General features: G+C 36.2%; 20 protein-coding genes and 1 pseudogene. All 21 read right to left on the bottom strand.

The features are described from left to right. Positions 1-34: 34 nt before the first annotated feature. Positions 35-352: a DUF6660 family protein gene (locus Q0838_RS14385; RefSeq protein ID WP_366942034.1), complete on the bottom strand. Its 318-nt coding sequence runs from the start codon at positions 350-352 to the stop codon at positions 35-37. A 46-nt stretch (positions 353-398) separates the two neighbouring features. Beyond that, entirely contained in the window at positions 399-2,123 is a 1,725-nt protein-coding gene (locus tag Q0838_RS09825; RefSeq protein WP_298954211.1) for an efflux RND transporter periplasmic adaptor subunit, read from the bottom strand. Positions 2,124-2,128: 5 nt separating this feature from the next. Further along, a complete protein-coding gene (locus tag Q0838_RS09820) occupies positions 2,129-2,620 on the bottom strand; it encodes a DUF305 domain-containing protein (protein ID WP_042293774.1) in 492 nt (163 codons plus the stop codon). A 6-nt stretch (positions 2,621-2,626) separates the two neighbouring features. After that, positions 2,627-3,217, bottom strand: a complete 591-nt coding sequence (locus Q0838_RS09815; RefSeq protein ID WP_042293773.1) for a DUF2911 domain-containing protein — start codon at positions 3,215-3,217, stop codon at positions 2,627-2,629. Between the two features lie 10 nt (positions 3,218-3,227). Then, the gene (locus tag Q0838_RS09810; protein WP_298954200.1) at positions 3,228-5,759 is read right to left on the bottom strand and encodes a heavy metal translocating P-type ATPase; all 2,532 of its coding nucleotides are present in this window, start codon (positions 5,757-5,759) and stop codon (positions 3,228-3,230) included. A 282-nt stretch (positions 5,760-6,041) separates the two neighbouring features. Further along, a complete protein-coding gene (locus Q0838_RS09805; RefSeq protein ID WP_271855605.1) occupies positions 6,042-6,497 on the bottom strand; it encodes a heme-binding domain-containing protein in 456 nt (151 codons plus the stop codon). After that, on the bottom strand, positions 6,498-7,088 hold the full coding sequence (locus Q0838_RS09800) for a DUF3347 domain-containing protein (protein ID WP_298954191.1): 591 nt from the start codon (positions 7,086-7,088) through the stop codon (positions 6,498-6,500). A gap of 28 nt (positions 7,089-7,116) precedes the next feature. Then, on the bottom strand, positions 7,117-9,561 hold the full coding sequence (locus Q0838_RS09795) for a multicopper oxidase domain-containing protein (RefSeq protein ID WP_298954189.1): 2,445 nt from the start codon (positions 9,559-9,561) through the stop codon (positions 7,117-7,119). 84 nt (positions 9,562-9,645) lie between these two features. Then, positions 9,646-10,212 (bottom strand): helix-turn-helix domain-containing protein, encoded by a 567-nt coding sequence (locus Q0838_RS09790; RefSeq protein ID WP_298954186.1) that lies wholly within the window; start codon positions 10,210-10,212, stop codon positions 9,646-9,648. A 3-nt stretch (positions 10,213-10,215) separates the two neighbouring features. Continuing rightward, a complete protein-coding gene (locus Q0838_RS09785) occupies positions 10,216-11,433 on the bottom strand; it encodes a TolC family protein (protein ID WP_298954184.1) in 1,218 nt (405 codons plus the stop codon). After that, positions 11,430-15,182, bottom strand: coding sequence for an efflux RND transporter permease subunit (locus Q0838_RS09780; protein ID WP_298954179.1), 3,753 nt, complete (start codon positions 15,180-15,182; stop codon positions 11,430-11,432). The genes Q0838_RS09785 and Q0838_RS09780 overlap by 4 nt, the downstream gene beginning before the upstream one ends. Positions 15,183-15,289: 107 nt before the next feature. Further along, positions 15,290-15,709: a hypothetical protein gene (locus Q0838_RS09775; protein ID WP_298954176.1), complete on the bottom strand. Its 420-nt coding sequence runs from the start codon at positions 15,707-15,709 to the stop codon at positions 15,290-15,292. Positions 15,710-16,008: 299 nt separating this feature from the next. Continuing rightward, positions 16,009-17,964 carry a cytochrome c biogenesis protein CcdA gene (locus Q0838_RS09770; protein ID WP_298954172.1) on the bottom strand — a complete coding sequence of 652 codons (1,956 nt, stop codon included), beginning with the start codon at positions 17,962-17,964 and terminating at the stop codon, positions 16,009-16,011. A gap of 67 nt (positions 17,965-18,031) precedes the next feature. Then, on the bottom strand, positions 18,032-19,327 hold the full coding sequence (locus Q0838_RS09765) for a DUF3570 domain-containing protein (RefSeq protein WP_298954283.1): 1,296 nt from the start codon (positions 19,325-19,327) through the stop codon (positions 18,032-18,034). Positions 19,328-19,442: 115 nt separating this feature from the next. Then, on the bottom strand, positions 19,443-19,655 hold the full coding sequence (locus Q0838_RS09760) for a DUF4266 domain-containing protein (RefSeq protein ID WP_298954169.1): 213 nt from the start codon (positions 19,653-19,655) through the stop codon (positions 19,443-19,445). Further along, on the bottom strand, positions 19,652-20,632 hold the full coding sequence (locus tag Q0838_RS09755; protein ID WP_298954166.1) for an FAD:protein FMN transferase: 981 nt from the start codon (positions 20,630-20,632) through the stop codon (positions 19,652-19,654). The genes Q0838_RS09760 and Q0838_RS09755 overlap by 4 nt, the downstream gene beginning before the upstream one ends. Before the next feature lies 1 nt (position 20,633). Next, positions 20,634-21,074 (bottom strand): thioredoxin family protein, encoded by a 441-nt coding sequence (locus Q0838_RS09750; RefSeq protein ID WP_298954160.1) that lies wholly within the window; start codon positions 21,072-21,074, stop codon positions 20,634-20,636. Between the two features lie 74 nt (positions 21,075-21,148). Continuing rightward, positions 21,149-21,841, bottom strand: a complete 693-nt coding sequence (locus Q0838_RS09745; RefSeq protein WP_298954158.1) for a Crp/Fnr family transcriptional regulator — start codon at positions 21,839-21,841, stop codon at positions 21,149-21,151. Next, entirely contained in the window at positions 21,831-22,427 is a 597-nt protein-coding gene (locus Q0838_RS09740) for an HD domain-containing protein (protein ID WP_298954156.1), read from the bottom strand. Before Q0838_RS09740 ends, Q0838_RS09745 begins: the two co-directional genes overlap by 11 nt. Continuing rightward, the gene (locus Q0838_RS09735) at positions 22,417-22,914 is read right to left on the bottom strand and encodes a hypothetical protein (RefSeq protein WP_298954154.1); all 498 of its coding nucleotides are present in this window, start codon (positions 22,912-22,914) and stop codon (positions 22,417-22,419) included. Before Q0838_RS09735 ends, Q0838_RS09740 begins: the two co-directional genes overlap by 11 nt. 15 nt (positions 22,915-22,929) lie before the next feature. Beyond that, positions 22,930-23,643: pseudogene (locus tag Q0838_RS09730) on the bottom strand (VIT family protein). Positions 23,644-23,763 lie beyond the last annotated feature (120 nt).

Raw genomic sequence — 23,763 nt, 5'->3', positions numbered from 1 at the left:
TAAAACAGGATATAGCTATCCTATGAAAACTGAATTATGCCCGTGGTGGTTGAAATAAGGAAAGGGAAATATCCTTACCTATGCTGTCTAAATAAACAGTAGAAAGTTTACAGTCCGCTGGGTGGTAAAGGTCTAAAATATTTAATCCAAAATCCAACGTGTGAACGTGACAGCAATGACAATGACAAAAAGGGGAACACGTATCAAGTAAATTGTGGTCGTGATCTCCAGTATCAATTTGTGAAAATTCTATTTGCGTACTATCCTCAGAAGAGTCAACATTTGCATCACTGCAAGGCACAAAATTAAGCGCGAGCAGATATAAAGAGAATATGAGAGTAAAAATTTTCACAATACAAAGATAACAGAATTATGATGCAACTGGATTGCAAAGGTTTTTATTTGATTTCTTCAATCACGCTTCCACAAGTAAGCATAGCATCTCCATAGTACGGATTACGTATATCTTTTTCTAAACTCATCCAGATGGCTCCTTTATTATTATTATTAGCCATAGGACATTTCTGTACGTACAGAGTATTAGAACCTTGCTCCGCATTCATAGCCAGTGCAATTAGGTTTTCATTTAAAATAACAAAGTGTTCTCTTTGATTTTCTATATTTTCATTACTTGAAATAGCATCTAGCATTTTGAGGGACTGCTCAAAATGTGATTTTTCCATTTTACCTAAATCATCTGTTTTAATCGCTTTAAACTTTTTTAATGCCGCTTTCGCGAAAGCGGAAACCTGACCAGCATCACTTGCTACAAAAGCGTCCTTCATCTCTAAATAAGTAGGAATAGCTTGGAGTAATTCTTTCTGAAACGTTGCCGATAGCTCTATCTTCATTTCTGCCATCTCTTCAACAACTTTTCCTTGATTCATCATTGATTTTTTTCCTTGCAATTGTGCAGCAGCATCTACCGTAAACGTCCCGTTGGTTACAATTTCATCGCCATCTTTTAGACCAGAAGAAACTTGATAATTCTCTCCAAATCTATTACCAAGCGTTACTTCTCGCATTTCAAATACCGGTTCATTAGGATTGGTCTTGATATAAACTAATGAGCGTTCTCCAGTCCAAAGAACAGCACTCGCAGGAATAGTTACGGTTCCAGAAGATGTAGTCTGAGTAGTTCCTTCGATTTTTCCAGTGACAAACATACCTGGTTTAAATAAATCATCCTTGTTATTCAATGTTGCTCTTACGGTTACCGTTCTCGTTACATTATTTAAAACGGGATCTATAAATGAAACGGTCGCATCAAACTCTTTATTTGCATACGCATTTGTAGATACTTTAATTTTCTGACCTTTTTTAAATTGTGATATTTGATTTTCGTAAGCATCAAACTCTGCCCATACCGAGTTAAGATTACTTACTCTTAAAATAGGTTGCCCTTGTTTGACATAGTCGCCTTCTGCTGCCATAACCATAGCAACGGTTCCAGAAACCGTGGCGTATATTGGGAAATTCTCACGCACTCTGCCAGAGGTTTCGATTGCTTCGATTTGTTTATCCGAAAGCTTCCAGAGTTTCAACTTGTTTCGCACAGCTTTATACAAAGCAGGTTGCGATTCTTTTAAAGCAGCCGTAGTTAAAAGCTCTTGTTGTGCCGCTACTAGATTAGGCGCATAAATAGTAGCCAGTAATTGACCACGATTTACTTTTTGACCTTCATAGCTTATATTGAGTTTTTCAATCCTTCCATCAAAATAACTAGTCTGTACAGCATTGTTTTCATCATTGGTGGCAATTTTTCCTGAAAGTGAAATCATTCCATCATCTTCAGAAGTTGCACCATTACCTACAATTGTTGTTTGAATATTAGCTAACGCCATTGCATTCTTGGTCATCTTAATCTCGTTTGAAGCTAGACCTTCTGCACTAGATTCTGCTGGAATTAAATCCATTCCACATATAGGGCAATCGCCAGGTTCTGGTTGCATAATTTGTGGATGCATCGAGCACGTCCACATTTGGTTTGTAGTCTCTTCTGAATGGTTGTGAGCTTCGGCAGTTACATTTGTAGCTGACGTTTGAGAATCACCAAAAAGTAACCAGCCTGCTAGTAAACCAACGATTAAAGCAATCCCTATGTATAGAATATTCTTTTTCATACGTTTTAATTTTCGTTTTGTAAACGATTAATCATTCTTTTCATTTCTTCAATCTCTTTCTTTTGAGCTTTGATAATATCATCAGCCAGCTTTTTAACCTCTGGGTCTTTGATATCTGCACGTTCACTTGTCAAAATAGCGATGGAGTGATGCGGTATCATACCCTTCATCCATAGCACGTCGCCCACAGTAGATTTCTGGTCACGTACTAATCCCAATGCACCGAGAAATAATACTGCGCTACCTACTAATATGGCAATATTTTTTTTCTTGTTTTTGTACATATTAAGCATAAAAAGTAACATTATTACAGCCATCGTTGCTATACCTAAACAAACCATATAAAATCGTGTAAGACTAAACCACACGTGGTCAAACTCGTAGGTATTGAGATACATTGTAATGTACATTGCTATAAATGACGCTCCTAGCATCAAGAAAAACTTAGTGTACTGGCTCATTCCTTCTTTGTTGTTTTTGTGTTCTTTTGAATTCATAATGTGTTAGTTATTGATTATTTGAAACGGAAATTCGATAGTAACTTTTTCCCAACTCATTGAGATTGTTCCTGAAGAATCTGTAGCCTTATTTACTGTATATTCTAGTTGTTCTTGAATAGTTTCTGAAATTTGTGGAGTGGTTGTAAAACGTAAAATATCTTCTTTAACATCATATTCATCCTTACCGTGTTGGTCCCAATTACTGTTGAAAATAACGGTCCAATCTCCCTTAGTAGGAATAGTGAAAAATCCATATTTCCCTTTAGGTAACGCCTTGCCATTAATCATCAAATCTTTATTGGTTTCTATCCAAGTGGCTTTGTGCGCTCCAGATTGCCAAACGGCGTCGTAGGCTAATAACCCACCAAAAATCATACGGTCACGAACACCGGGCGAAGAATAGTCAATGTGAATATGTGCATCGCCTATCATTGCCATTGTTTCTGTGTGAGGACTTAATGGTTTTTTCTTGTCTGGTTCTGCAGTTTGAGTAACTTTTTCTACTTCTTGCATCACTTCTTCCTTGTTCTCTTTAACTTCTTGTTTACAGGAAGCAAAAAGGATAATACTGAGTACTACTAAGATTTTTTTCATTTTTTTTGGATTAATTAATTGATTTTGTTTTTAATCTCAAAGCATTTGCAATTACCGAAACCGAGCTAAAGCTCATTGCTAATGCAGCAATCATAGGCGATAATAATATCCCGAAAACGGGATACAATACTCCTGCGGCTACAGGAACACCTAGTGTATTATATATCAATGCAAAAAATAAATTTTGCTTGATGTTTCTCATTACTTTATGACTTAAGTTTCTTGCTTTTACAATACCGTGTAAATCTCCTTTTACCAGCGTTATCATTGCGCTTTCAATAGCCACATCTGTTCCTGTTCCCATTGCGATACCTACGTCACTTTTGGCAAGTGCTGGGGCATCGTTTATGCCATCGCCAGCCATCGCAACTACGTGTCCATTTTCTTGAAGTTTTTTAACTTCATCAAGTTTGTTCTCTGGTAACATTCCAGCTTTGAAGTTGGATAGGTTGAGTTCACTTGCTACGGCTTGCGCGGTGTCGTGATTATCGCCTGTAAGCATAATGACATCAATCCCTTTATCTTGAAGTTCTTTAATGGCTTTTGCACTAGTCGCTTTTATTTTATCGCCTATAATCACATAACCAGCTACCTCGCCATCAACCGCTAGGTATGAAACGGTCTTTCCTTGTTTTTGAAACGATTGTGCCTCGTCCTTCATAGCAGATGAAATCGTTGCCTTTGCATATTCCATCATCTTGTCATTTCCTAAATCCAGCTTTTTACCATTAACTCTTCCTTCAACTCCTTTACCAGTTACCGCGCTGAAACCATCAACTTTATAAATTTCAGTTTTCTGTTCTTTCCCATATTTAACGGTAGCCTCGGCAAGTGGATGTTCGCTAGAACTATTTAATGAAGCTATAAGTTGAGTGATATCGCTTTCGCGAAAGCGGTCTAAAAACGAGCCCATTTTCTCTACCGTAGGTTTTCCTTCGGTAATCGTACCTGTCTTATCTACGATTAAAGTATCTACCTTATCCATTTTTTCGAGTGCTTCAGCATTTTTAATTAAGACGCCATTCTGAGCACCTTTGCCAACGCCAACCGTTACGGACATAGGCGTAGCCAATCCTAATGCACACGGACAGGCGATAATCAATACCGCAATGGCATTTACAAGGGCAAACACATAGGCTGGTTCTGGTCCCCAAATCGCCCAAACTGCAAATGTTATGATTGAAATTATGACCACTACAGGTACAAAATATCCTGAAACGGTATCTGCCAACTTCTGAATAGGTGCGCGACTGCGACTGGCATCGTTTACCATATGTATGATTTGAGAAAGCAAAGTATCGCTTCCTACTTTTTCAGCTTCCATCAAGAAAGACTGATTACCGTTAATTGTACCACTGCTTACTTTATCATCTGTAGTTTTATTAACTGGAATAGGTTCTCCAGAAATCATCGATTCATCTACAGTAGTTTCGCCTTCTGTAATCTTGCCATCTACAGGTATTTTATCTCCTGGTTTTACTCGAAGTATGTCGCCTTTTTTAATTTGGTCTATGGAAACTTCTTCCTCATCACCATCAACTACGCGCACCGCTTTATTCGGAGCTAACTTTAATAATTCCTTTACTGCTGAGTTTGTTTTACTATGCGCTCGCGCTTCTAATACCTGACCCATCAATACTAAGGTAAGTATCACGGTTGCTGCCTCAAAATAAACATGAACAGCTCCTGATTCTGTTTTAAACTGTTCAGGAAAAAAGTCTGGAAACAGCATTCCGAAAACACTAAATAGCCACGCCACACCAGCACCTATTCCTATTAACGTAAACATATTGAGATTCCAAGTTTTGATGCTTCGATAGGCACGCTCAAAGAACATCCAAGTGGCATAAAACACCACAGGAATTGACAGCCCAAACTGAATCCAGTTCCACCATTTTTGCTCCATTACATCGTACAATGGATTGCTGGGAATCATCTCGCTCATTGCGATTATAAAAATGGGTAACGTGAACCCAACAGCTATCCAGAATTTTTTCAACAGCTTCTTATAGGTCTTTTCTTCTGCTGAACTATCTGCTTCCATCGGTACTAAATCCATTCCGCAAATAGGGCAAGCTCCAGCTTCATCTTTTACGATTTCTGGGTGCATTGGGCACGTCCATTGTTCTGATGTTACTACAGATAGATTTTGTTCTTCGACTAAATCCATTCCGCAGACAGGACAATCGCCTGGCATGTTGTAGGTTTTGTCGCCTTCACAATGCATTGGGCAATAGAAGGTGCCAGTTCCTTTACTTCCCGCGGAGGCGGGAATCTCTTTGGTTTTCTCCTTTTTTGCGGAAGCAGAATCATCTTTATGATGATGCTCACCTGGTTTGTGAATACTGTACGAACCGCCGTCATTTTTTAAAGCTTCTTGAAACGTCTCGATAGGAATATGGGATTCCATTTCAATAGAGGTTTCTTCCTTTTCTAAATTTACCGAAACATTAGACACACCTTCCACTTTAGAAAGTGTCTGCTCTACGTGATTTCGACAACCGTTACAGGTCATTCCTTGAATATGATAGGTGTGTTTCATAGTATAGTATATTATTTTAATTGCAAGAAAAGCGCACCCGATAAGATGATGAGAAGTACTCCATATAGAATGTAGTTCAACAGTCTGCTAAGTGCGTTTGATGAATTATTATTTCCTGTTTTACAGCATTGTTTCATAATATTTCTTTTGCCTAAAAAAGAGAAAGGGTTTACTAACCAACCAATAAAAATATTCCTTTCTCTTAATAGGACTTTAATTTGTGCCTGAAAAGGAAAAGTTCCATAATCAATGTTAAAAAAACATCCTTTCCTAGTCAGGGCTTTATTTTATACTATCCTTCAATTTTGTGATGAAATCTATGACGACCTTTTTATCGTTTTCTGATAGTATAGCATCCTTGTGAATAAGCGTGTAACTATCCATAGGCATCTCGCCACTTTCTATCTGTTTAATGATAGACCGTAACTTACTTTTCTTTCTTCTATCAGAATAATTGCTCCACTCATTAAAATTCAATTCTGCTTTTCCTTCTTTAATATGGTCTTTTAAAAACCAAGCTGCTGGCTGAATTTTGCTATACCAAGGATATACAGTATTATTACTGTGGCAATCATAGCAAGACACCTTGAGCTGGTTCTCAATTTCAGTCGGTACTTTGTTTACCAACATAAAATCAGTTGTAGGTGTGGTATAGCTTTCATTCCTATCCGTTGGAAAGAATTGTATAACTACGAATGAGATTAACGCTATCCAAGCTATTGCCTTAAAAACCTTCATTTAGTTGATTTCTCGCTGTACTTTACCACACTTCAACATTGAGCTTCCGTGATATGGGTTTCTCACTTCTTCTTTTGTGCTTAACCAAGCTGTACCGCCATCATACATTGGGCAAAATTGCTCGTACAACTTTGTCGCTGTTCCTGTTATGGCAACCATATCTGTAATGTCCTTGCTCAAAATTTTAAAATGTTCACGTTGATGTTTGATATCGCTCTCAGAAATATGCTCTGCGTGTTCTGTTGCATCTTCAATGATGTCTGTTAATTCCTTTTGTTGACTTTCAGAATATGTTGACTTGTCAAGATTGCCAAGTGATTTAGCAAGTGTTCCACCAAGCATCTTAGCCTTGTCATTATCATCTCCTACTAGCGCATCTTTAAGATTGAAATAATCTTTTAAAATAGCTTCTGCCATTGCGTTTTGAGAATTATTCATTGCCATATTTTTTGAGCTATCCATATTTTCTTGGATTACTTCATTGCTAGCAGACGAAGGTGCTTCATTCTTATTAGCATCTTTACAAGACACGGTTAAAATCATTGTAGCGACTAAGGCTACTGTTCCAATACTTCTTTTAATTGTTTTCATTTTTATTTATTTTAGGTTATTAAATTATTTAAAATCTTACTGATAATCCTCCGCCAGCTCCAAAACGGTTATCGTAACTCGCCATAAGAGAAAAATTTCTTGATAGCATATATTCAGCTCCTGCGCTCCAGACTGTTTCGGACAGATAATCTTGGTTCATTGGTAAATCATCTACGAAACCTAAATCTATTTGGTATTCATAGTAGCCGAATACAGACAGCTTAGGGAAAATCATTATACTGCGACCTACACCAATTCTTGGTCTTAATTTATTATCAACGCGCACATCTAAATTGAATAAATAAGGTGTTAAATATCTAACTCCAACAACTGCTGTGGTACTAAATTTATCTAAGCTATCACGTGTTGAATTCTCAATATTAACACCACCAAAAACTCTTAAATAATCGTGTAGATACCGTTCATACGTAAATTCTCCTTCCAGATTTTCATTCCATCCATATTCAAAAGAGGCATTAAATTGATTTCTAATATTAGAGGTCATCAAATTAAAACCAGTAGTATGCGACGCCACATCTACCAATCCCCAAGAATACCATTTATCTGTTTCTTCAATAATTTTAGAAGCTGGAAATTCATCCATTCTTGAGTCTCGTGGCGTATCATAAGACACTACTCTTGCCATACCACCCATCATATGATATAAAATGTGGCAATGGAAAAACCAGTCTCCAGCCTCATCGCCATTATTTCCATAAAATTCTATGGTCATTTTTTGCATTGGTGGCACATTTACCGTGTGCTTTAATGGCGAGTATTCTCCATTTTCATTAATTACTCTAAAAAAGTGACCGTGCAAGTGCATTGGGTGGTGCATCATCGTCAAGTTATTGAATGTAATGCGCGTTACTTCCTTATTATTTATTTTAATATTATCCGCCTCAGATAATGGTACACCATTCATACTCCAGATGTAACGATTCATATTACCAGTAAGATTTAGTAATATTTCCTTAACGGGAACATTCTTGTCGTAGGTTGTTTTCTCTGGCGACTTTAAATAATCGTAATTGTATTCGGAAAACATATCCATTCCCTCCATCTTCATTCCTGGCATAGAATCCTCTTTCTTCATATTCATTCCAGACATTGTTTTGTCTTTCTTCATATCCATTCCTGCCATATTAGAATGGTCAATCTTACCCATTTCTGTAGTATCTTTTGGCTTATTCATATCCATTCCAGACATTTTTGAATGATCCATCTTCATACCTTTCATTTTAGAATGATCCATTCGCATAGAGTCTTTAGGCATTTCCATTTTAGAATGATCCATTTTCATCTCTCCATCCATTTTCATTCCTTCCATTTTATCCATCTGCATCCCGTATTCCTCTTTCATCTCAAAACGCTCATCCTTACCTGGCTGAAATTTTAAGGCGTGTGCACCCATTTTCATATCCATTTTAGCCATTTTCTGCATCATCGCTATTTTATCTGGTCGCGCAACATCCATTGCAGGTAAAATTGTACCATTACCTATAAAAGCAGAGGCTGTACCAGAACCATCTTGTGCAGTAATTCTAAATTCCATCTTACCCTCTTGTGGAACTGTGACAATAAAATCATACGTTTCTGCTACTCCTATAAATGTTTTATTTCTTTCGACAGGAACCACATCTAATCCATCTGAAGAAACCAGTACAGGCGTTTCCCCACCAAAAGTCATCCAAAAAGAGGTAGAAGCTCCTCCATTAATCATTCTCAGTCTTATTTTTTCACCAGCTTTAAATTCTGGATAGTCAATGCTTTCTTCTCCATTAATTAAAAATGCAGGATAATATACATCTGCTATATCTGCACCTTCCATACGTTGCCTCCAAAAATCTAATTGTGCTCCAAAAGCGCCACGCGCAATTACTTGGTTAAGTGGTGTAGCTGTACCTTTTTTAATACCATACCATTCATTCCCACGTTTTAAATTTCGTAATACGTTCATCGGCTTTTCATTTGTCCAATCAGATAATACCAACACCAATTCCTTATCATAATCCAACACTTTTTCTTTAGGCTGAATTACTATTGACCCATAAACACCACTTTGTTCTTGTAACATTGTATGGGAATGGTACCAATAGGTTCCAGATTGTTTGATAGGAAATTCGTATTTCTGTGTATGTCCTGGCTCTATAGGTGGTGTGTTTAAGTACGGTACACCATCGTAAAAGTTTGGAAGTAAAAGTCCGTGCCAATGCACTGAGGTTTCTACACTCATTTCATTTTTTACATATATTACCGCATATTCCCCTTCTGTAAATTCTAAGGTAGGACCAGGAATTGTTCCGTTAACGGTCATTCCCATAACGTCTTTCCCTGCTTTATTTACCGTAGCCTCACGTAAGGTAATAGTGTGTTCTCTTACTGGAAGGTTATCTATATTTCCTTGTGTGTCTTGTGCATAAACACCTGTAGTTAACCCAACCAAAAACAACAATATTATTTTAGTTTTCATTCTAGTTTTCATTTTAGCTTTTATTTTGTTGATACGAAATTACTTTTGATTTAAAGCTTATTGTATCATAATTATGGTTCTTATCTACCTAATTTGGTCTAAGGCGTTTCTTATGTTTTTTTGACTATTCTTATATTCCGTTAAACTCATACCAGTTTCATTCTTAAATAGCCTACTTAAATGATTGACATTGCTATAATCAAGTAGTTGTGAAATTTCTGTAAAGTTGTTTTCTTGTAATTGTATCAATTCTTTTACTTTTTCTATTTTTAACTTGATAAAGTATTTTTCTATAGTTATACTTTCATTAAATGAAAAAATCTTACTGATTTTTGAGTACTCGATACTCATCGTGCTTTCTAAATATTTAGAGAGAGTTTTTTCCAATTGCAAAGGCAGTTTTTGCAGTAACTTGATGAGTTCAATTTTAATTTGTTCTACTAGTTGCTGGTCTTGAGCAAGTAGAATTTCAAAACCATTATTTTCTAAAATCGTTTTTATATTATTAAAATCATCTTTAGATCTCTCTTCATAGATTATAGAGCCTAATTGAATATGCTTTAATTGAATGCCTAATATTTCAACATCCCTCTGAATTGCTTTAATACAGCGATTACACACCATATTTTTTATGAATATTTTCTTTTCCATCGGTTAATTAATTAGGTAATTAATCAGTGCAGATTGTATGTAATACATTTGTATGGATTCCACCTGATTCAACTCAAATTTGAGTTGAAGCTCCTGTATATCCAGTACATCGTTAAAATCGATAGTGCCTGTTTCATAGTTTTTAATAAGAATTTGCTCAGCATCTTTAGCTTGCTTTAAATTTTTAGCTTGTGTATTGTATGCTATTCTGGATTGATTACGTTGCGATTGCGCTTTCGCGAAAGCGGATTCTAACACATTCAATCGCTCATCCTTTTGCAGGTTGATTTCCTGCTGTCGCAGTTCATTTTGTTTGGAAATAGATTTGTAACGATTATTAAAAATGGGAATGGATACCGAAACCATCGGCATTAAAATATCTTTCCCATTATCCGAAGGAAATATATCTGTACGCTCACTTACAGGTAAATAATCCACACCAAAACCTATCATAGGTAAAGCCTCACGTTGATTTAGTAACTCTGATTGTGCTACAGATTCGTAAAGTTTATCGTACTTGAGTAATTCAGGGTTTAATGCTAAATCGTCTAAAGTATTGATTGGGTCTATTTCTGGAATATTCATCTCTGTAGAGATAGTAACTACTGCATTTTTATCCTTATTCAATAAATTATTAAATACGGATTGTTCTGCTTTGAACTCTTCTTCAAGTACTTCTTTCTTCTGTTGCATTTCATTCTGTCGAATCTGTAAACGCAATACATCAACTGCACTGGCTTTTCCCACTTCAACAGATGTTAAGGCTAACTGCTCGTAGGTATTTAAAAGTTGAATATTCTCTTCAAGTACTTCTTGTTTTGCTCTAATGGCATACAGCCTGTAATACGATTGTGAAACAGATAGCGCTAACTTTCTTTTTGCTATGGTGATTTCCACATACTCAGCATCTGCCATTGAGGATGCATAATTTTCACGAGCTGTAATGGTTCCAAACCAAGGTAACATTTGTTTTACACCGATGCGCGCTCGCTGCGCTCCTGTTCTGGTTTCTGGTGTGCTCACAAAATAGCCTGCACTTATTTCTGTATTAGGAATCCAGTCTGCCTCATTTACTTTTTCTTCGGCTCTATTATAGCGCAGTTCAAAAGCTTGAATTTCTGAATTATTAGATTGTGCCTCGTCTATGTAAGATTGTAATTGTTGCGCTTTCGCGAAAGCGGAAACAAACAAAAGACAAAGAATTATTAGTGTATTTTTCATTTATTTGCTCTTTTAAGTTGGTATTCTTTTTTCCAGCTATATAGTACAGGAACAATAAAATAGGACGTGATGTCTATGACCATTCCGCCAAAAATTGGGATCGCCATAGGTATCATTATATCGCTTCCTTTTCCTGTAGATGTTAATACTGGAAGTAATGCCAGTATAGTCGTTACCGTTGTCATTAAACAAGGACGAATACGTTTACCTGCAGCCTCAAGAGCCGCTTGTCTAACTCCTTTAACGTCTGTAGGGTTCTCTAGATCAAAAGTTTGCGTGAGATAAGTAGCCATTACAACTCCATCATCTGTTGCGATGCCAAAAAGGGCTATAAAACCTACCCAAACGGCTACACTTAAATTGATGGTTTTCATATTAAAGAGATCTCGCATATTCTCGCCAAAGAGATTAAAATTGAAAAACCAATCTTGCCCATATAACCAAATCATTATAAAACCACCTGCAAATGCCACTGTGATTCCCGTAAAAACCATAAGCGATGTAGAAACCGATTTAAACTGGAAATACAGAATTAAAAAGATGATGACCAGTGCAAGCGGCACTACTACTGAAAGCGTTTTTTCTGCTCGCAGTTGATTTTCATAGGTTCCCGTAAAGCGATAGCTGATGCCTGCAGGAACAATTAATTTTCCACTATCGATGTTTTCTTGAATTAATTCTTGTGCATTTTCTACGACATCAACTTCGGCAAAGCCGTCCAGCTTATCAAAAAGCACATAACCGATTAAGAACGTGTCTTCACTTTTTATGACTTGCGGTCCTTGCTCATAACGTATCTCAACCAATTCTCCTAATGGAACTGGACTACCTTTTTCCACTGGTACGTAAATCTTTTTGAGATCATCAGGATTAGCACGCAGCTCTCTTGGGTAACGTACTCTAACCGCATACCGCTCTCGACCTTCTACTGTTTGTGTAAGAGGCATCCCGCCAACGGCTACTTTAAGAACTTCCTGCACATCCATTACAGAAATACCATATCTGGCGAGTTGTTCTCGCTTTATATCAATAAGTAAATAGGGCTTCCCAACGATACGGTCTGCAAAAACAGCTTGCTCTTTAACACCTTCGGCTTTTTTTATAATACCTTCAAGCTGTAATCCAAAATTTTCTATTGTTTTTAAATCAGGCCCTTTGACCTTAATTCCCATTGGTGCTCGCATTCCTGTCTGAAGCATCACGAGTCGTGTCTCAATAGGTTGCAATTTTGGTGCAGAGGTAACTCCTGGAAACTTAGTGACCTTAACTATTTCATTCCAGATATCATCTGGACTATTTATGTTTGGTCGCCAGTTTCGGTAATATTCGCCATCATCGTCTTCAATTAAATCATCCCGCTGCGCAGAAGTCTGTAGACTTGCTTTATCATAATCTGCATCATTCTCAACTTCATTATTGGGGTTTATGATGAACTTATTATTTTTAAGCACAAAAAGTCCGTCATCGTTTATTTGATAGCGCTGGCGTTCGCCTTGGGCGTTACGCATAAATTCAGATTTGTATTGGATTACATTCTCATACATCGAGAGCGGTGCTGGATCGAGTGCGGATTCTGTTCTTCCAGATTTACCTACTACGGTTTCAATTTCTGGAATACTTGCCACGGCCATATCCAGTTGTTGCAAGACACGTTTATTTTCTTCAACTCCTGCGTGTGGCAAAGAAGTAGGCATTAATAAAAATGAACCTTCATTGAGTGCTGGCATAAATTCTTTACCAGTGCTACGCATAATCAAGAATCCAAACGTCAACACCGTAACTGGAATAATTAAAAACAATAGTTTGTTTGCTAATGCCCAGCGTAGGATTCTATCATAATACATTCTAAAAACAGAGAAAACACCAAGTATTCCAAAACAGATAATAGATACAAATATCAAGTTGAGTATGATACTGCGATCAAAGCCTAATGGTCGCCAGTATTCAGCAAGAAGTATGACAATAGCTGTTGCCGATATAATGATATTAATAAGGTTTGCACGCTTTCGCGAAAGCGTACCACGCATAGTCAACAAAGTAGTAATGGCAAAACCAATAAGAATAAGACCTAGCCAATATCCATAGACAATCGCTGTGATTCCCAATAGGGTTAGTATGCCATTAAGAGCATATTTTGAACGCTCTCGGATGCTAGACTTCTTAAATAAGAACGCTGCAAATGGCGGAATTAAAAAGAGTGCAATAACCAGCGATGCTGAAAGTGCCATCGTTTTGGTAAAGGCTAGCGGGCGAAATAATTTACCTTCTGCACCTATCATTGTAAATACAGGAACAAAACTGATAATCGTAGTAAGTACAGCTGTTAAAATCGCACCTGAAACTTCTGCAGTAGCATTATAAATAACCTCATTCATTGTAGATGGAGTGCCATCTTCTTGCATTCGCAATTTCTCATCGTCCAGATGCCGTATCATATTTTCGGCAAGTATGACGCCTACATCTACCATTGTTCCAATTGCGATTGCAATACCTGATAATGCTACAATATTTGCGTCTACATTAAACAGTTTCATAGTAACAAATACCATCAAAACTGCAACAGGTAGTAATCCTGAAATAAGAATGGATGCTCTTAAATTGAAAACCATAATAATAATTACCAAAATGGTGATTAGAATTTCTAAGGTTAGCGCCTCATTCAAGGTGTGTAAAGTCTCTTGAATAAGTTCTGTACGGTCGTAAAATGGAACAATGGTAACTTGAGAGATTCTACCGTCTGAAAGTGTTTTTGTAGGTAAACCAGAACTTAGTTCTGCAATTTGCTCCTTTACATTATTAATAACTTCCATTGGGTTTGCTCCGTATCGTGCTACGACAACACCACCTACAACTTCGGCACCTTCTTTATCAAGAATACCACGCCTTGTTGCTGGACCTAAATGAACGTTTGCAACGTCCTTAATACGAATCGAAGTAAAGTTTTCTGAATCTACGACTGCATTTTCTATATCTGCTATCGATTTCACGTAACCTAAACCACGCACGAGATATTCGGCTTGATTAATTTCTAAAGTTTGAGCGCCTATGTCTTGGTTACTTTCCTTGACGGCTTTTGCTATCTGGGAGAGACTTATGTTGTACTGACGCATTTTTTCTGGGTCAATATCTACTTGATATTCCTGAACGTAACCACCAATAGATGCCACTTCAGAAACACCACTTGCAGATGATAATCCATACTTTACATAGTAGTCTTGTATGCTACGTAGCTCTTGTAAATCCCAACCGCCAGTCACATTTCCGTCTTGGTCACGACCTTCGAGTGTGTACCAAAAAATCTGTCCTAATCCAGTAGCATCTGGTCCCAAGGATGGGTTGACACCATCAGGCAATAAATTTGCTGGAAGTGAATTGAGCTTTTCGAGTATGCGACTACGCGACCAGTAGAACTCAATGTCTTCTTCAAAAATGATATAGATGCTGGAAAACCCAAACATAGAAGAACTACGTATGGTTTTAACCCCAGGAATACCCAGAAGGGAAGTGGTAAGCGGATATGTAATTTGATCTTCAATATCCTGTGGAGACCGTCCTTGCCACTTGGTAAAAACAATTTGTTGGTTCTCACCAATGTCAGGAATAGCATCTACTGCTACTGGGTTAGTAGGAAGAAAACCAGTGTCCCAACTAAATGGCGCGTTTATAACACCCCAACCTACAAAAAGGGTTAGAAGAAGTACAGATACAAGTTTGTTTTCAATAAGAAATTTTATTGCCTTATTAAGCATACGATTTGATTATTAGATAGTTAAAATTGTGTTAAGTAGAAAATACTGTACACGAGATTTAGCCCACTACAGAATAACTGTTGGGCTATTTTTCAAAATCTAATAAATCAAATTAAAAAGGTCTGGTGCAATACTTGCACGTCCCGTTTGACAAAGGGCGGTGGATAATCTTTATAAGAAACATCTGTAGATGCTGTTCCTTCAAAAAGTTTAATATAAGAATAAGTAAAGGCAGCGATGAACGTTTGCTGCTCGAAACTGAGTGTATCAAATGAAGTCTTTAAATCATCTTGACCTTGCTTCACCATTTGTTCATCAGAACAGCAAGATTTTTGCGATACCATCGGTTTTTCGCAAGAAGTAGTTACTTGCTCTTTTTCCATTCCGCAAGTTTCTACTTGTCGAACAAAAGAAAAATCCACAAGTGTATCTCCACAATAATGCATATCCACAGTAAAGGACATCGTAGTCATAAGAACTACGGCTGCCATAAAAACTGCCATTAATTTGTGGATAAGTTGTTTCATTTTATACAAAGTTAAAAATTTATTTAACATTGAAGCTGTCTTTAACTTAACATTGTTTTTCGTAATTGATCTTTATCCTCTAAACAATCTCTTAATAGTTCAAACCTCTATTTATTTGGTAATCAATAAATTGTCTTTCTTTGATGAATTTTAGGTAAAATAAAAAAGCTCTTTAAACAGTTAGTTTAAAGAGCTTTAAATAAAATTGTGACCTCGGAAGGACAGAGTTCAAACTTTTTGACAGATGATATAAATCTAATTATCTCACAATCAACTAGTATGAAAGTAAGTCTTAAAATCTAATTTCCTTTCGTTTCTAAACTTTTAGCCAACCACTCATAATATTCGTCCACACCTGAATACTGTTTCGCTTCGTTTAAAATTTCTAAGTCAGAGGTCATTGTAACATAGTAAGGTTGCGATGCTGTTTGAAAATTTAGGTATTGAAACGTTGACCATTTGTCTCCAATGGTTTCTATATCTTTTAAATGATTTTCATTGAGCTTCATTTTAAATTGAGCTTCTTTTGGCAATTCTTTCCTATCATCTATGTACAAGGATATAAGTACGTATTCATCTTTTAAAACCTGATATACTTTTGGATCACTCCACACATTTTCTTCCATCTTTCGACAGTTTACACAAGCCCAACCAGTAAAGTCTAATAATATGGGTTTGTTGTTTGCTTTGGCGAAAGCGATACCTTCATCAAAATCTTTAAAACAGTCTAATCCTAACGGACAATCTGATTCTTGCTCGTAAAGGCTGTAAAAGGTCGGTGGTGGAAAGCCTGCTAATAATTTAAGATGTGAATTTTTAGTAAGTCCTGTACCAAGATAAATAACAAAGGCTACCACTAAAACAGCAAACGAAACTTTTGGGAAACTAAACTTCTTTTTACCATCGTGAGGGAATCTTATGACTCCAAAAAAGTATAAAGCCATTAGCAAGAATATAAGCATCCAGATACCAATAAAAACCTCTCGTTTTAATAATCCCCAATGCGCCACTAAATCTGCGTTTGATAAAAATTTAAATGCTAATGCAAGCTCTACGAAACCTAATAACACCTTTACAGTTGTTAGCCATCCACCTGACTTTGGCAGGGATTTTAAAAGATTAGGAAAGAGCGCAAATAAAGCAAAAGGCAGTGCAAGTGCTACTCCAAATCCTGTCATTCCTGCTGTTAATTGAAATGCGCCTCCATCACTTGTAAGCGATCCTGCTAACAAAGAACCTAATATAGGACCAGTACAAGAAAATGAAACTAGTGCCAATGTAACGGCCATAAAAAATATACCGATAAGCCCTCCAGTACTAGAAGCAGAATCCATCTTATTAGACCAAGAATTAGGCAGTGTTAACTCATAATAGCCAAAGAATGAAAAAGCGAAGAATATAAAAATCACAAAGAAGATAACATTCAACCAAATATTAGTTGAAATGGTATTTAAAATCTCTGGGTCTACAGAGTCTAAAAAGTGGAACGGAATACTAAGCGCTACGTAAATAATAACAATAAAGGCTCCATATAGAATTGCGTTTCTAATCCCTTTTGCTTTATTCCCTGACTGTTTTGTAAAGAAAGAAACGGTAAGTGGTATCATCGGGAATACACAAGGTGTAAGTAACGCAACAAGACCTCCTAAGAAACCAAGAACAAAAATCTTCCATAAATTCCCGTCTGAGGTAAGCTCTTCTGAGTCTGATAATAAGCGTTCTTTATGTTTTAAATCGAGTAATAAGCTATTAGAAAGTGTTTTGCTTTTTTCATCTAAAACCACATTGTCAAGCGTTGCTTTACTACCATCTAGATTGATTACAAACTGCTCTTCTTTATTAATGCAAACTTCCTTACAAACCTGATACTCTAAATTTATAGTGAGCTGTTTTAAGTCTTGAATTAAAACTTTAATTCGCTGGGTAAACTCAACTTTTTTAAGAAAATAAGTTTCTTCTACTTCAAAAATATCATTGTATGCTTTTACAGTTTCACTCTCTTTTGCTATGCCCAGTAGCTCATAGTTGCCTTCTGATTGCTCAAAGCTAAGAACAGATGGTAATGAGCCATCTTCACTTGTAAATTGAGAAAAAACGTGCCACTCTTCATCAATTGATCCTGTGAGTATAACATCGTACTCGGTGTCTGAAATTTTAGTAATATTAGATTCCCAGGTTACAGGATCTATAACGCCTTGTTGAGCCGAACTTATTCCGCTCAAAAAAAGGACTAAAGCTACAATTAAATTTTTCATATTAGTCTGTAAAAGTCTTGTTCTACTGTTATAGTAGAACAAGATTAGTTTGATAAGAGGTTTTGAATTAGTCCATCACAAATTTAAATCCAGCAGTAATGATGCTAGAGCTAAACGTTGTATCTCTATCGTACTGATAGAATTTAAGGTCTATACTTTTTAAGCCCAGTTTCCAGATATGCGCTTTTGCAAAAATATCTGTGTAAGAAACTCCAAAGCCAAATTGATTTGCACTGTACTCAGATAAGTCATAATCTGAGGTGTAAAACTCATCTGTTGACAAAGCACCTTCATAAGGCCTAAAGTAATCTGCTGCGGTTTGGTTATAGAATCGGTACGAAGGATAAATCGTAAACTTATCTGTGATTTTGATAGGCACTTCAATACTTGCCGTATGCGATGTAATTCCCCAGTCATCATAATAATAGCGGTAAAAAGTACGTACTGTAAAGTTTTCATTAAGATACCAGTTTAAGCGACCACCTGCAGCTACTTTAAATCTGCTATCTGGCAAACGTTCAATAGCATCTGCTAGTTGAAAATTCTCAATAAAAGAGTCTGCAATATCTCCAAAATATACTCGCTGGAATGGTGTTGACAATAAACCTTGCTGCTGAACAAAATCAAGTGCTAAAGACCCTTGAACATTCTTGTGAAGAATTTGAGAGAATCCAAAACCTAGAGAATATGAATTACGCCCTTCATCTGCAAACTCAGTAAAAATTGGTGCGTAATTTGTATTTCCAGTAATGGTGTTTTGAGTAAATAATCTGTTACTTAAACCATTTCCTCCTTCGCCAAAAGGCCTTAACTCTGTAGGGTAGATAGCATTCCAGGTATCTATATACACATTACCATTAACGCTTACTTCGGTGTTTTTCTCATTGAAGAGCTTAGTATAACTACCACCTACGCCAACAGAAAAATAATCATATTCTGATGACACTGATAGTTTGGCTGACCAGATATCATTTCTGTCGTCTGAGCTGTGACTGTAACTTCCTGTTAGGTTTGCCCATAAATCGCTGCTTGACGCACCTGATGAAGCTTGAAAAGGATCAGCGTCTCCACCACCGTCAAAAGGCCCAACATTACTTGAAGAAGCAGAAGTGTATGCAGAAACTCCTGCATCAATTGTTAATACGTCATCATCATTTAATGGAATGGAAACCACAAATGTGCCTGTAACGTCTGTCAACTCCTCAGTACCAATACCGCCACTTACGGCAGCATTATCTCCATCTTGCGTGTAGTAACTTGATAAGAAATCTACTTCTACAGATTCAAGTACTCTTTTTTTATAGACTTTAGTCGAGTCTTGTGCTGTTTGTGAGTACACTTTCGCGAAAGCGAATACACACATTACTAAAATTAATTTTTTCAAATTGTTCTGTTTTATTAATTAGATTCCGCTATACAGCGGAATAACTTCAATTCACATTTTTAAGTGCCGATTGCTTCTTAAAAAAGGATTTCAGTTAATTACAGCCGCAGCCTCCTCCAGTTTTCCCTCCGTTTGCACCTACAGCAGCCTCACGATAAGAATGTGCCGTGGTTACGTTACGATCACACTTCTTTTCAGACAAAGCCATATCTGGATCATTGATATTTACTTTTTCGTATTCTTTTACGACTACACAGCTACTAAAACAAGTAGCTATTAATGCAGCAATGACAAACTTTCTAATCATATCTTATCTATTTCTATATTGTCTGATTTGAAGATGTTTCCTTTATCATCAATAATGATACATTCTATCTTCTTCATCTGATTTATTCTACTCAATCCTACATCTTTACCCATTACAAAAACAGACGTAGCGAGTGCATCGGCAAGTTCTGCTTTAGGCGCAAAGACAGTAGCACTAATAATTCCACTGGATGGATATCCTGTTCTTGGATCTATAATGTGCGAGTAGCGTGTGCCATTAAATTTTACAAACTTCTCGTAATTACCAGAAGTTACAACAGCGCCATTGCTAATAGGCAAAAGTGCAAATACCTTATTCTTATCCATTGGATTTGTGATGGCTACTTTCCATTCTTTTCCGCTGGGTTGCCTTCCCCAAGTGTTCATATCTCCAGAGGCGTTTATGATGCCAGATGATACTCCTTTAGAGATTAACAAAGACTTAGCTTTGTCTGCCGCATATCCTTTTCCGATAGCTCCAAAGCCTATTCTCATTCCTTCTAACTTGAGAAAGACTGTACTATTTTCTTTATCTAAGATGATGTTCTTAAAGCCAACTTTAGCAATAGATTCCTTTATCTTTTCTTCGGAAGGCATCTCTGTCATAGTACCGTCGAACTTCCAAATACGATCCATCGACGCATAGCTAATATCGAAAGCGCCGTCAGTTAATTTAGAAATACCTATGGCTCTTTCAATAAGTTGAAATAATTCTGAATCTACTTTTACAGCTTTGATACCAGCATTTCTATTTATTTCTGATGTTTGAGAATGTTCATCCCAAGAAGAAATCAGTTTTTCTATTCTTGTAATTTCGGCTACAGCAGTATCTATATACTTATTTCCTATACTTTCATTTTCTGCAACTACGGTTATGTCAAAACGACTACCCATTAGTTTGAGTGTGCGTTTGTATGGCTGTTGCGCTATACAGACGACTGAAAAGAACAATAATGATAAAGTGATTAGATTCTTCAAATTACTTTGTAAAAGTGTTTAGTTCCTCAATGTACGCTTCTGGCGTCGTCTTTTTATAACTCGTTTCTCCTAATACTTTTCCGTTAGCGTCAAGTATAACTACGAAAGGAAAAATCCCATTTTTGTTATAGGCCTCTGCCAATTTTGCATTTGCTGTAGTTTGAGATTCACTCAATGCGTTTTTCTTTTTTCTTGGGAAGTCTGCTTGAAGCATCACGTAGTTTTTACTTGCATACTTTTTAAAGGCTTCCGTACTCCAAATTTCACGATCTAGTTTTATACAAGGTGCACACCAGTCTGATCCTTGAAAAACAAGAATTATAGGTTTATTTTCTGCGGTTGCTGTTTTCTTTGCTTTTGCAAAATCTGTATGCCATTCTTGAGCGGTTACTCCGCTAATAGTTAATAGTAACACAAGTAATGTAAAGATGTTTTTTTTCATAAAAATTTATAATTTGTAAAGATATTTAGTTTAACGTTAAGAGCTATTTATTCTTACATTGATATTTATCAATTTTATTTATAATTACTTGCTTTTACAAGCCCTTCAAGGTCTTCAATAAAAATGATTCTACCCTTAGTAGAAATAAGCTTTTCTTCTTTAAAATCTTTCAACATTCGTACCAAGGACTCTTTAGCAGTACCCACCATACTTGCAAGGTCATCTCTGTTCATTTCAATTTCTGTCAAACATTCATTAATGCTGAATTTTCTTTGTAAAATCAATAAATTTATTGCAGTACGCTCTCTAACTGTATAACGCGCTAATATTTTAGTTGCATTTAGAAAAACTCCAAATTCGTGGCTTAAATTCTTTAACAAGCGTTGCGATAATAAATGAGATTTGCTAACCACATTTAAAAAATCATTTTTAGGAATAAATACTACTTCACAATCTAATAATGCAGTTGCAGAGTCTTGATACTCTTCCTCACTTAAAATAGCGTGATACCCAAGATATTCGTTTTCTCTACAGATATAAAAAATATGATCTGTACCAAAATTGGTCGCTGTATATTTCTTCACTTTTCCAGAAAGCACTCTGTAAAGACCTTTAGGCTCTATACCTTCTTTAAATATTTGCTCACCTGCTTTAAAATGCAGTAATTCTTTATTAGCTGTGAGTCTATCGCATTCAGCTATTGTTAACCCAGATAATAAATCTTGATTATTAAAATTGAATTTCTCGTATGGAAAATTAGTATTCATTGAAATAGTTTAAAATGTTTTCAACTTTATGAAGATTTTCCTGCTTGCCGATTTCTAAAGTTTGCTTTCCATAATCACTTCTAAAGTGATGCTCTTTTAAAAATTTGAGATTCAATAAATGCCATTCTTTATTTGTTGTTTTAATATCACAGAATAACTCCCATTCTCTACGAAGCAATAATTTTCTATAGAAGAAATGAGGTGTACTTATATGGAATATATCTGCATCACAGAGAATTTCGGACAATCTATCTGTAGGGCTTTGTGGCATTCTAGTAGCGTTTATGCAATTACAGATTCTGTTAATGCTATCGCTTTCCATTCCTAAGCTGGAAAGAAACTTTTTAGCAATTATGATACTTTCGGCTTCGTGGTCTTTGTATGTTTTAGAAAATCCTGTGTCGTGAAACCAAGCTGCAATAATTAACAAATCTGTTTCTAGCGAATTGATATCCATTGCTGCACATAAGTACTTTACATTTTGAACAACTTCTTTTGTATGCTCAAGATTGTGAAATGGCAGCTCTTTGCATTTAGAACTTGTAAGTAAACCAGAACAAAATTTAGAAACATTTTCAATCGTCATCGTGGTCATTTTCTTTATTATGAGAATCTAACTGAATTACATTTGCATCACTTCTAATTTCGATATGAGTGATTTCACCACCACTTGTTCCTACATATTTAGAAATACCTATTGAGGTAACGGAAAGCAGTAAAATCAGAACAAAGCCATACTTTGAAAATGGCAACTTTTTATACTCCAAAAACAAAGTGGTTATCGATACTCCTCCTAAAATTAACAGCATTGTCAAAAACAGCTCCGCGTGCTCTTCGTGTTTATGAATTAATGTCTCGCTAATTCCAGGTAAATTCTCAACGATTTCTTCAGTACCTTCTCCTGTTAAAAAAGCTACTACCGCTGTTAAAGCACCAAATATAAAAATGCCTAATGCAGTGTTTTTTATTTGTTGGTTTTTCATAATAAAACCTGTTAACAGTACTAAAAATCCAATTAATACTCCCACAATAGGAAGATGATTTACTGCTAAATGTAAATGTGCGTCGTTCATAGTTTTATGTTTTGTTTAAAGATTTACTCCAAATAGATATCCAACTAATGCTGTTAGACCCATTGCGACAGTTCCCCAAAATGTGATACGTATAATAGCTTTTATAATACTTGAACCACCTGTTTTTGCAGCTAAAGCTCCTAAAACGATAAGGAAAAAAAGTGCAAAACCGTAAATAGAATACTCCATATTATTTAAAGGCAGAAAGAGAGTTACTAAAAACGGAAGCAGTCCTCCTATAGTAAATGCTGCTCCAGATGCAAAAGCCGCTTGAATAGGTTTGGCTTAACTAATCTCATTAATACCTAATTCGTCTCTGATATGTGCACCTAAAGCATCATGCTCTGTTAATTCTTGAGCAACAGTTAATGCAGTTGTTTTTTTTAGCCCTCTTTTTACATAGATATCTGCTAATCGCTGTAATTCGATTTCTGGCATTTCATTTAATTCTTGCTTTTCACGTTCAATGTCTGCTTTTTCTACATCTGTCTGTGAACTTACAGAAACATATTCTCCAGCAGCCATTGATAAAGCACCAGCAACAAGTCCTGCCAAGGTTGCTAAAATAATAGGCTCTCTTGTAGCACTTGCAGCTGCAACACCTATTGCAAGACTGGCTGTAGATAAAATACCATCGTTGGCTCCAAGCACTGCTGCTCTTAACCAATTGCTTCTATGAATGTAGTGGTTGTCTAAATAATTGTCTAATTCGTTTATTTGTCCTGCCATTTATTCAGTTATTAAATTAATTGAGTTATACGCTTAGGTTCTATTTAATTTGATTTTGATAAACTGGTTTAGCTTCTACCATTCTGGTAATTGTTTTATGAAAAATACTGTTCTTGAATT

It is taken from the genome of uncultured Nonlabens sp., from assembly GCF_947495285.1.
Taxonomy (GTDB): Bacteria; Bacteroidota; Bacteroidia; order Flavobacteriales; family Flavobacteriaceae; genus Nonlabens.
This window is presented reverse-complemented; position numbering and strand designations above follow the sequence as displayed.